Origin of the sequence: Pontibacter sp. BAB1700, from assembly GCF_000277005.1 — a bacterium.
Classification (GTDB): domain Bacteria; phylum Bacteroidota; class Bacteroidia; order Cytophagales; family Hymenobacteraceae; genus Pontibacter; species Pontibacter lucknowensis.
This window is the reverse complement of the sequence record NZ_AKIS01000110.1, coordinates 1-9,169: the sequence shown is the minus strand read 5'-3', so window position 1 is coordinate 9,169 and position 9,169 is coordinate 1. Positions and strand designations below refer to the sequence as shown.

Genomic DNA, 9,169 nt, shown 5'->3' with positions numbered 1-9,169 from the left:
AAGAACGTTGGCACTGGCAAGGAAGTAACTGCCTCTGTGAGCAAGTCCGGCGCTGACGCCGCAACTACACGGCCAACACTACCGCTACTGCTAGCGCTGACATCAGAACAAGAGCAATTACGGTGGCTGCTGTTACGAAAAGCAAAGTATATGGAGATAGCGACCCTAATCTTACTTATAATGTAGCAGTTGGTGAACTTGTAGCAGGTGAGAACTTCAGCGGTAATTTAAAGAGAGTAGCAGGTGAAGATGTAGGAGTTTATGCAATTGAGCAGAATACCCTAACAGCAGGTACTAACTATACCCTTACCTATATTTCAGCAAATCTTACTATTACTCAGAAGGCCATTACTGTTACAGCAGATGCCAAAGAGAAAATGTTTGACAAAACTGATCCAGCGCTAACGTATACCTTCAGCCCAGCATTAGTTGGTAATGATAGTTTCACTGGGAAATTAATTAGAGAACCTGGCGAAGCTGTAGGTACATACGCAATCGAGCAAGGCACTTTAACTGCTGGAAGCAATTACAATCTGACTTATGTTGGAGCAAACTTAACTATCCATGCCATCCCTACAGTGGTGATAGTTAACCCAGCGCCTGTGCAGTACAGCACAAAAGTTGAAGTAGTTGCAAACTACACTGGTATTGTGAATAACCCGGTGTGGGTGTGGGGTTTTATTGATAATACTGACGGTGTGAAAACTGCAACTAGCATCACTGGCTCTGCAATTGTTCCAAGTGTTCCTGGTGTTCACAAACTCGTACTTCAGTATCATAATGCTGTTGGCGAATTGTTGACAACAGAACCTGTATTCATCTCAGTATACGACCCAGAAGGTGGCTTCATTACTGGCGGCGGCTGGATCAATTCTCCTACTGGAGCTTTAGCTGGTTCTGATGCAGTCGGCAAAGCTAACTTCGGATTTGTTGCCAAATATAAAAAAGGCAAGAACGAAGTAGAAGGTAATACCGAATTCCAGTTCCAGGCAGGTGGTATCAACTTCAAGAGCTCAGCTCATGATGCAGGTTCACTTGTAATTTCTGGTGCTAAAGCAACTTACAAAGGTACTGGTACGATTGCTGGTCATGCTGGAACTTATAACTTCATGGTGGTTGCTACTGACGGCCAAGTGAGTGGTGGTGGAGGTAATGATAAGTTCAGAATTAAAATCTGGAATGGCAGCAATGTGGTTTATGACAATGCTAGAGATACAGATGAAAATGCTGATCTTAGTGACTTAACTATCCTCGGTGGCGGTTCCATCGTAATCCACGAGAACAAAGCAGTTGCGGCTAGCCCAGGCGGCAAAAAACTCGAAGCTGCTGACCAACTGGAAGGCTTGTCTTCAGCCCGCTTCGACAACTATCCGAACGCTTTCTCTGATCGCACGACGATTCGCTTTGCTTTCGATACAGAAGAGCAGTTTGCGCTGGAAGTGTACGATGTGAGAGGTTCGTTGATCAAGAAAGTGGCTACGGGTAAGGCGGAGGCCGGACAGGTATACGAGTATGAACTGGATGCCCGTAACCTGGCAGAAGGCGTGTACTTGGCCCGTCTGATCACTGGCTCTAAAGCACAGACCATTAAGATGATCCTCAAGAAGTAAGCTGACGATTGCAGGGTCTTATGGCCCTTAAATAAAAAGGCACTTGTCGTAACTGACGGGTGCCTTTTTATTTAAGGGCCAAATTATGCGATAGGAAAAACAATTTTGGCACTAATTTGTATAAACCAAAATCAACTGTACCTTTGCAGCAGCAGATGAGCAAAACCACGCTACATATCATTATTTCCTCTATCACGGCAGCTCCTGTTGCCTGTGGTTCTGCTGCGCATCATCATCATTTCCATCATTCCTCGTAAGAGGAATAATAGCACCATATAGCCCCCTGTAGGGTCATCGTACCCTTATTATACTTTGCCGGCAGCAAGGTTATTCTTATTTGTACCTATTTAATCCATTCAATATATATGCTACGTTTAGCAATCCAGAAATCCGGTAGGCTGAGTGAAGACTCGCTTAAACTGATCCGTGAGTGCGGTATCTCTTTCATAACCAGCTCTCTAAAGCTCAAAACTGAATCCACCAATTTCCCGCTCGAGATCCTATACCTGCGCGATGATGATATACCTGGCTATGTTGCCGACGGTGTTGCCGATATCGGAATCGTAGGAGAGAATGTGCTGGTAGAGGAAGGCATGCAGCACCTGGCTGTAGAGCAGCTTGGTTTCTCGAAGTGCCGTTTGTCGCTGGCTGTGCCAAAGGGTGATCCGTACGAAGACATCAGCGACCTGCAGGGTAAGAACATTGCGACATCCTATCCCAACTTGCTGCAGGCATACCTCGACGAAAAAGGGGTGCAGGCCCACATCCATACCATCAGCGGCTCTGTTGAAATTGCTCCCAGCATCGGCTGGCTGATGCTATCTGCGATATTGTGAGTTCGGGCAGTACTTTGATCAGCAATGGTTTGCGTGAAGTGGAGCGCGTGTTCAAATCGCAGGCGGTTCTGATTGCAAATGGTGGGCTAAATGCTGAGAAGCAGGAGATCCTGAATAATCTGCTGTTCCGCATCCACGCCGTGCAACGTGCCCAGAAAGCCAAGTATATCTTGCTGAATGCCCCGAACGACAAAATTGCCGAGATCAGCCAGTTGTTGCCGGGCGCTAAATCACCCTCCATTCTGCCGCTGGCCGAAGAAGGCTGGAGCTCACTGCACTCTGTTGTGAACGAGGATGATTTCTGGGAGATCATTGAGAAGCTGAAAGATGCCGGAGCACAGGCATATTGGTAGTTCCTATTGAAAAGATGATCGTATGATGCGCAAAATAGAATATCCAGCTCAAGCCGATTGGAAGGAGCTGGTAAAGCGGCCGACGCAGAATTTTGAGGATCTGGAAGCAGGTATAGCCCATACTTTCAGGCTGGTACAAGAACAAGGCGATGCCGCTTTGCTGGAACTGACACAGAAGTATGACGGCGTAAAACTGGATAGCCTTTTTGCTTCTCAGGAGGAAATCGCGGCGGCAGAAAGTGAATTATCACCTGAGCTGAAAGAGGCTATTTTGCAGGCCTACAGTAATATTCAGCTTTTTCACGCGCAGCAGGCAGAGCAGCCGAAGCAGGTAGAGACGATGCCCGGTGTGACTTGCTGGCGAAAAAGTGTGGCCATTGACCTGGTTGGCTTGTACATACCTGGAGGTACTGCGCCTTTATTCTCAACTTTGCTGATGCTGGGTGTGCCCGCCCGATTGGCAGGTTGCAAGGAAATTATACTCTGTACGCCTCCCTCAAAAAGTGGAAGCATTCACCCGGCAATACGCTACACGGCTTCGCTGCTAGGTATAGACAAGATCGCTAAAGTAGGTGGAGCACAGGCTGTTGCGGCCATGGCATTTGGCACGGAGTCTATACCCGCTGTGAACAAGATCTTTGGTCCAGGAAACCAGTATGTGACGGTGGCGAAGCAGATGCTCAGCAAGACGGGCGTGGCCATCGACTTGCCGGCCGGACCATCTGAGGTGCTGGTGATGGCGGATGACTCAGCCAATCCGGCTTTTGTGGCAGCTGATCTGCTGTCACAGGCAGAGCATGGTGCTGATTCGCAGGTAGTGCTGCTGACGACATCTGCCGAAATGCTAAACAGGGTAGAGCAGGAGCTACAGGTACAGTTGAGCAACTTGCCGCGCAAAGAATTTGCAGCCAAAGCATTGGAGAACAGCTTAGGTATTCTGCTCAGCAATGTAGAAGAAATGCTGCGCTTTTCGAACCTTTATGCACCAGAGCACCTGATCCTTTCTATCCAAAATTTTGAAGAAGTGCTGGATAAGATCACCAATGCCGGTTCGGTGTTTCTGGGCAACTACAGTCCGGAGTCGGCCGGTGACTATGCCTCCGGCACAAACCACACCTTGCCTACCAATGGCTATGCCCGCGCCTACAGTGGGGTGTCGCTCGATAGTTTTGTCAAGAAAATCACTTTCCAGCACATCACACCGGCAGGATTGCAGAACATCGGAAAAGCCATTGAAGTAATGGCCGCCGCTGAAGGACTGGAGGCGCACAAAAACGCGGTAAGTATCAGATTGAAGGAGGTGCAGAATGTTTAACCTGGAGAATATTGTACGCCCGAACGTACTCAAAATGAAAGCTTACTCCTCGGCCCGCGATGAGTTTAAAGGTGCAGCCAGTGTCTTTATCGACGCAAATGAGAACAACTTGGGCAGTCTGGCAGGGGAAGGGTATAATCGTTACCCCGACCCGCATCAGAAAAAGCTGAAAGAGAAGATAGCTGACATTAAAGGCTTGTCACCCAAGCAGATTTTCCTGGGCAACGGCTCTGATGAAGCGATTGACCTGTTGTTCCGCATGGTGTGTCAACCGGGGCAGGACAGTATGCTACATCTGCCGCCTACTTACGGTATGTATGAGGTATCTGCCAACCTGAACGAGGTGCAGCTGGATGCTGTGCAGTTGACGCCTGACTTTCAGATCCCGGTATTGGAAGTGCTGCGCCAGGTAAAAGATACGACCAAGCTGATCTTTGTCTGCTCGCCTAACAACCCGACTGGTAACCTGATCGAGCCGGAGAGCATCGAAACCTTGCTGGATAATTTTGACGGTCTAGTGGTGGTGGATGAAGCCTACATCGATTTCGCGGATGTTCCAAGTTGGTCTACCCGACTAGCTGAGTACCCTAACCTGGTAATTCTGCAGACTTTCTCCAAAGCCTGGGGTATGGCAGGATTGCGATTAGGTATGGCATTTGCTTCAGAGGAGATCATTGCGCTGCTCGATAAGATCAAGCCGCCTTATAATATAAATGAAGCCACCCAGGAGCTGGCACTAAAAGCGCTGGAGCAGACCGAGCAACTGGCTTATATGATCGAGGAGATTGTGCAGGAAAGGGAAATGCTGGTGCAGGCACTCCCGTCGCTGAATGCCGTTGAGAAGGTATACCCATCAGATTCCAACTTCCTGCTGGTGAAGGTAAAGGATGCCAACCGATTGTACAACTATCTGCTGGAGCAGGGCATTGTGGTGCGCAACCGTTCCAGTCTGCCAGGCTGCGAAGGCTGCCTGCGCATATCCGTCGGTACTGTAGATGAAAACCAACAACTATTTCAGGCCATAGCTAATTTTAAATAGGCGATACATTAATAGAAATGAAAAAAGCATTGTTTATAGACCGTGACGGCACCATACTCGTTGAGCCGAAAACGGATTTCCAGGTGGACTCCTTCGAGAAGTTTGAGTTCCTGCCCAAAGTGATTCGTAATTTATATAAGATTTATACAGAGCTGGATTACGAATTGGTGATGGTCACCAACCAGGACGGGCTCGGTACAGACTCTTATCCGGAGGATACCTTTTGGCCTTATCAGAATAAAATGCTCGACATTCTGAAAGGGGAAGGTATAGCATTTGCCGATATCCTGATTGATCGCAGCTTTGAGCATGAAGGGCTTGAAACCCGCAAGCCAGGTATAGGGATGATGAAAAAATACCTGTCCGGAGAATATGACCTGGAGAACTCTTATGTAATAGGCGACAGGCTAACGGACGTGCAGCTGGCTAAAAACCTGGGTGCCAAGGCTATCTTTATCGGGGAGCAAAAGGTAGAAGGAGTAGCCTTGAGCACGGATGACTGGGACGAAATCTATACCTTCCTAAAACTACCCGCCCGACGCGCTACAATCAGACGCCAAACAAACGAGACGGACATTGCCATTGACCTCAACCTGGATGGAGCAGGGCAGATGAACATCCATACCGGACTCGGCTTTTTTGACCATATGCTGGAGCAGCTGGCCAAGCACGGTAAACTGGACCTGAACATACAGGTAAAAGGCGACCTGCACATCGACGAGCACCATACGATAGAGGATACGGGACTAGCTTTGGGGGAAGCTTTCTTGGCAGCTCTGGGCGATAAAAAAGGCATTAGCCGTTATGGCTTTTTGCTACCGATGGATGATGTGCTGGCACAGGTTGCCATAGATTTTAGCGGCAGACCCTGGACGGTTTGGGAAGCTGAATTTAAGCGCGAAAAAGTAGGGGATATGCCGACCGAAATGTTCTTCCATTTCTTTAAGTCGTTCAGCGACACGTCTAAATGCAACCTCAATGTAAAAGCAGAGGGTCAGAACGAACACCATAAGATCGAAGCGATCTTTAAGGCGTTCGCAAAAGCGATTCAGATGGCAGTGAAACGCAATCCACAGGATAACTCTATACCTAGCACAAAGGGAACGCTATAGGAAAGAGCATTTGCTTTAACAAAAAGGGCTGACTGTAATAAAAACAGTCAGCCTTTTTTATCTGGTTGATCTAGCGGTTGGTTGTTGTTCAGCAGGCGCGCAACCAGTCGCTGGCTGCCTCTATATCATCAAATGTCTTTATAAAGCTCAGGTCTTGCGTATGCTGCAAAGATTTGTCAGCCGAAAGTCTGCTAAAGGCGCTAGGGGAATATACCCAGGCAAAGCATTCCAGCCCGGCAGCCTGCATCCTTGGAAGCCAATCCTGGCCCACCCATTTGGATGCGCCTGACCAGATTCCTTCCACGTTTGTGTTATCATTCAGCACCTTGGTACAGTTGGTTTCCAACAGAAACTCAAGAATTTTCTCACAACCTTCTACCACTGTGTCATAGTTCTGGTACCCACGCCAATTCACATAGAGCCAACCTTCTGCGTGGTTGAATTCTATCAGAATATTGCTTTGCCTATGTAAAATTTCGTTTCGAACCAGTTTCATACAGCTATTTCAAGTACATTCAGCTTTACAGGTCTTGTTCACACTGATTAAGTCGCAAACCAGTGGGACCAGGTAAATAAATGCTGGCGAGTTAAAGACTTCTCAAAAATCAGACCTAATCGCTGTTGGTTTTGTAAGTTGTCTTAAATGCTTGGTAAACAACAGGTAAGTAAAAGAGAACATTCCTGTGAATCCCGATCAAATTCCCAATTATGGAAACATTTATCCCAAAGTCAGTTGCTTAGATTTTATACTGGCAACACACAGCTTTTGTTATGAAAAAGAAGTCATGAATCCCTGGTCATTTATTTAAAATATATTACAAAAGAATTTGCATTCCTCAGTTTAGCCTTTACCTTTGCAGCAGAGGGTTGAGCTGTTTTTACCCCTTTTTAAGAGAACATGATCCAAAATCTTCTTCATTCTGCATGGTGGTGGCACGTTACGCAAGGTATCGTGAACAGACCCGCTATGTTGTATGTAAGAAGCTAATACAATCTATAGCCAAAGGTATAAAAGCCTGCTGTTCACCTGAACAGCAGGCTTTTTTTGTTTTTAACCCTACCCGAAAGATGATAAAGTATAAGATTACGACAACGCACAAGCGCCTACTGGCCGACACACTTACGCCGGTAAGTGTATACCTGAAGCTGCGCGACCGCTTTCCGAATAGTATCTTACTCGAGAGCTCTGACTACCATGGAGCGGAGAACAGCTTCTCCTATATCTGTTGCAGCCCGATGGCGAGTATCAAGGCGGAGAATGAAGTGTTGACTGAAATTTTTCCGGATGGTCGCACGCTGCAGACTACCATCACCAGAGACTTAAATATACCTGCCCGACTATCGGAGTTTGCCAGCAGGTTTGAGCCGGAGCAAAATAGCTTCAACTTTATCAGCAATGGTTTGTTTGGCTACATGAACTATGATGCCGTGCGCTATTTCGAGGACATTGACTTGGAGTTGCGCAGCGACCGCCAACAGATGCCGGATCTTTATTATGCCGTGTACCGCTACATTATTGCGATCAACCACTTCACCAACGAAGCTTATATTTTCTCGCATTCTTACGGAGAGAAAGACAAGAGCGGTATAGCGCAACTCGAAGCCTTGCTCAATAGCCGCAACATTCCGAGCTATACCTTTAAGTCTATAGGCGAGGAGGCTTGCAACATTGGCCGGGAGGCATTTTTGCATAACATCAAGCGGGCGAAGGAGCACTGTTTCCGAGGCGATGTTTTCCAACTGGTGCTTTCCCGCCGTTTTGAGCAGGCTTTTCAGGGCGATGACTTTAACGTGTACCGAGCACTGCGTTCTGTTAACCCATCGCCATACTTGTTCTACTTCGATTACGGCAACTTCAAGATCTTTGGCTCCTCGCCCGAGGCGCAGTTGGTGATCAAAGACGGCAAAGCCAGCATTTTCCCGATTGCGGGCACGTTCCGCCGAACCGGCGATGATGCCGCCGATGCCGCTCTGGCTGAAAAGCTTCTGGCCGATCCGAAGGAGAACGCCGAGCACGTGATGTTAGTGGATCTGGCCCGCAACGACCTGAGCCGCAACGGCCACAGCGTGGAGGTCGAAACGTTCCGTGAAATTCAGTTTTACTCGCACGTGATTCACCTAGTGTCTAAAGTATCAGGGCAACTACACGATCAAAAAGACTCGCTGCAGATGGTAGCCAGCACCTTCCCGGCCGGTACGCTTTCAGGCGCTCCCAAATACAAGGCTATGCAGCTGATCGATCAGTACGAAACCACCAACCGCGCTTTCTACGGAGGCTGCATCGGCTTCATGGACTTCAACGGCAATTTCAACAGCGCCATCATGATCCGCTCCTTCCTGAGTAAAGACTACAAACTCTTCTACCAGGCCGGTGCCGGCATTGTGGCGGCCTCTGACGACAATAGCGAATTGCAGGAAGTGGACAATAAACTAATGGCTTTGCGCAAAGCCCTCACCTTAGCACAGGAGATCAATTAACATGAAAGTTCTGGTAATCGACAATTACGATTCGTTCACCTACAACCTAGTGCACTTGTTGCAGGAAATGGGTGCTGAAGTGACCGTGCGACGAAACGATAAGACAAGCTTAGAAGAAGTGTCACAATTTGACAAGATCATGCTGTCGCCGGGACCAGGTATACCGGACGAGGCAGGTATGCTGAAGGAGATCATCCGTGAGTTTGGAGCAACTAAAAGTCTGTTCGGGGTATGTCTCGGACATCAGGCAATAGGTGAGGTATACGGCGGTAAACTGTTTAACAGCAACGAGGTATGGCACGGCATTGCTACCCCTGTTGAAGTGAAATGCGAAGAAGAAGTCCTCTTCCGAAACCTCCCGCAGCAATTCAATACGGGTCGCTACCACTCTTGGCTGGTAGAGCACAACTTACCGGAGTGTCTGGT

General features: G+C 48.0%; 7 protein-coding genes and 1 pseudogene. 7 read left to right on the top strand and 1 reads right to left on the bottom strand.

The window, feature by feature from the left end:
- Nucleotides 1-122 precede the first annotated feature (122 nt).
- The 5 genes and pseudogenes from O71_RS13330 (at nt 123) to hisB (ending at nt 6,265) form a co-directional block, all read left to right on the top strand.
- The gene (locus O71_RS13330; protein ID WP_007657621.1) at nt 123-1,610 is read left to right on the top strand and encodes an MBG domain-containing protein; all 1,488 of its coding nucleotides are present in this window, start codon (nt 123-125) and stop codon (nt 1,608-1,610) included.
- A 365-nt stretch (nt 1,611-1,975) separates the two neighbouring features.
- Nucleotides 1,976-2,825, top strand: a pseudogene (gene hisG, locus O71_RS13325) (ATP phosphoribosyltransferase).
- Nucleotides 2,825-4,114, top strand: coding sequence for a histidinol dehydrogenase (gene hisD, locus O71_RS13320; protein ID WP_007657620.1), 1,290 nt, complete (start codon nt 2,825-2,827; stop codon nt 4,112-4,114). Before hisG ends, hisD begins: the two are co-directional and overlap by 1 nt.
- Nucleotides 4,107-5,153 carry a histidinol-phosphate transaminase gene (hisC, locus tag O71_RS13315; protein WP_007657619.1) on the top strand — a complete coding sequence of 349 codons (1,047 nt, stop codon included), beginning with the start codon at nt 4,107-4,109 and terminating at the stop codon, nt 5,151-5,153. Before hisD ends, hisC begins: the two co-directional genes overlap by 8 nt.
- 17 nt (nt 5,154-5,170) lie before the next feature.
- Complete coding sequence (gene hisB, locus O71_RS13310; protein ID WP_007657614.1) at nt 5,171-6,265, top strand: bifunctional histidinol-phosphatase/imidazoleglycerol-phosphate dehydratase HisB; 1,095 nt, start codon at nt 5,171-5,173, stop codon at nt 6,263-6,265.
- An 88-nt stretch (nt 6,266-6,353) separates the two neighbouring features.
- On the opposite strand, the gene O71_RS13305 is transcribed toward hisB, so the two are convergent.
- Complete coding sequence (locus tag O71_RS13305) at nt 6,354-6,761, bottom strand: hypothetical protein (RefSeq protein ID WP_007657612.1); 408 nt, start codon at nt 6,759-6,761, stop codon at nt 6,354-6,356.
- A 572-nt stretch (nt 6,762-7,333) separates the two neighbouring features.
- Here O71_RS13305 and O71_RS13300 point away from each other — a divergent pair.
- Both O71_RS13300 and O71_RS13295 read left to right on the top strand, forming a co-directional pair.
- Nucleotides 7,334-8,743 carry an anthranilate synthase component I family protein gene (locus O71_RS13300; RefSeq protein WP_007657610.1) on the top strand — a complete coding sequence of 470 codons (1,410 nt, stop codon included), beginning with the start codon at nt 7,334-7,336 and terminating at the stop codon, nt 8,741-8,743.
- 1 nt (nt 8,744) lies between these two features.
- Nucleotides 8,745-9,169, top strand: a 425-nt coding sequence (locus tag O71_RS13295) for an aminodeoxychorismate/anthranilate synthase component II (protein WP_007657608.1), incomplete at its 3' end; no start/stop codon positions are given.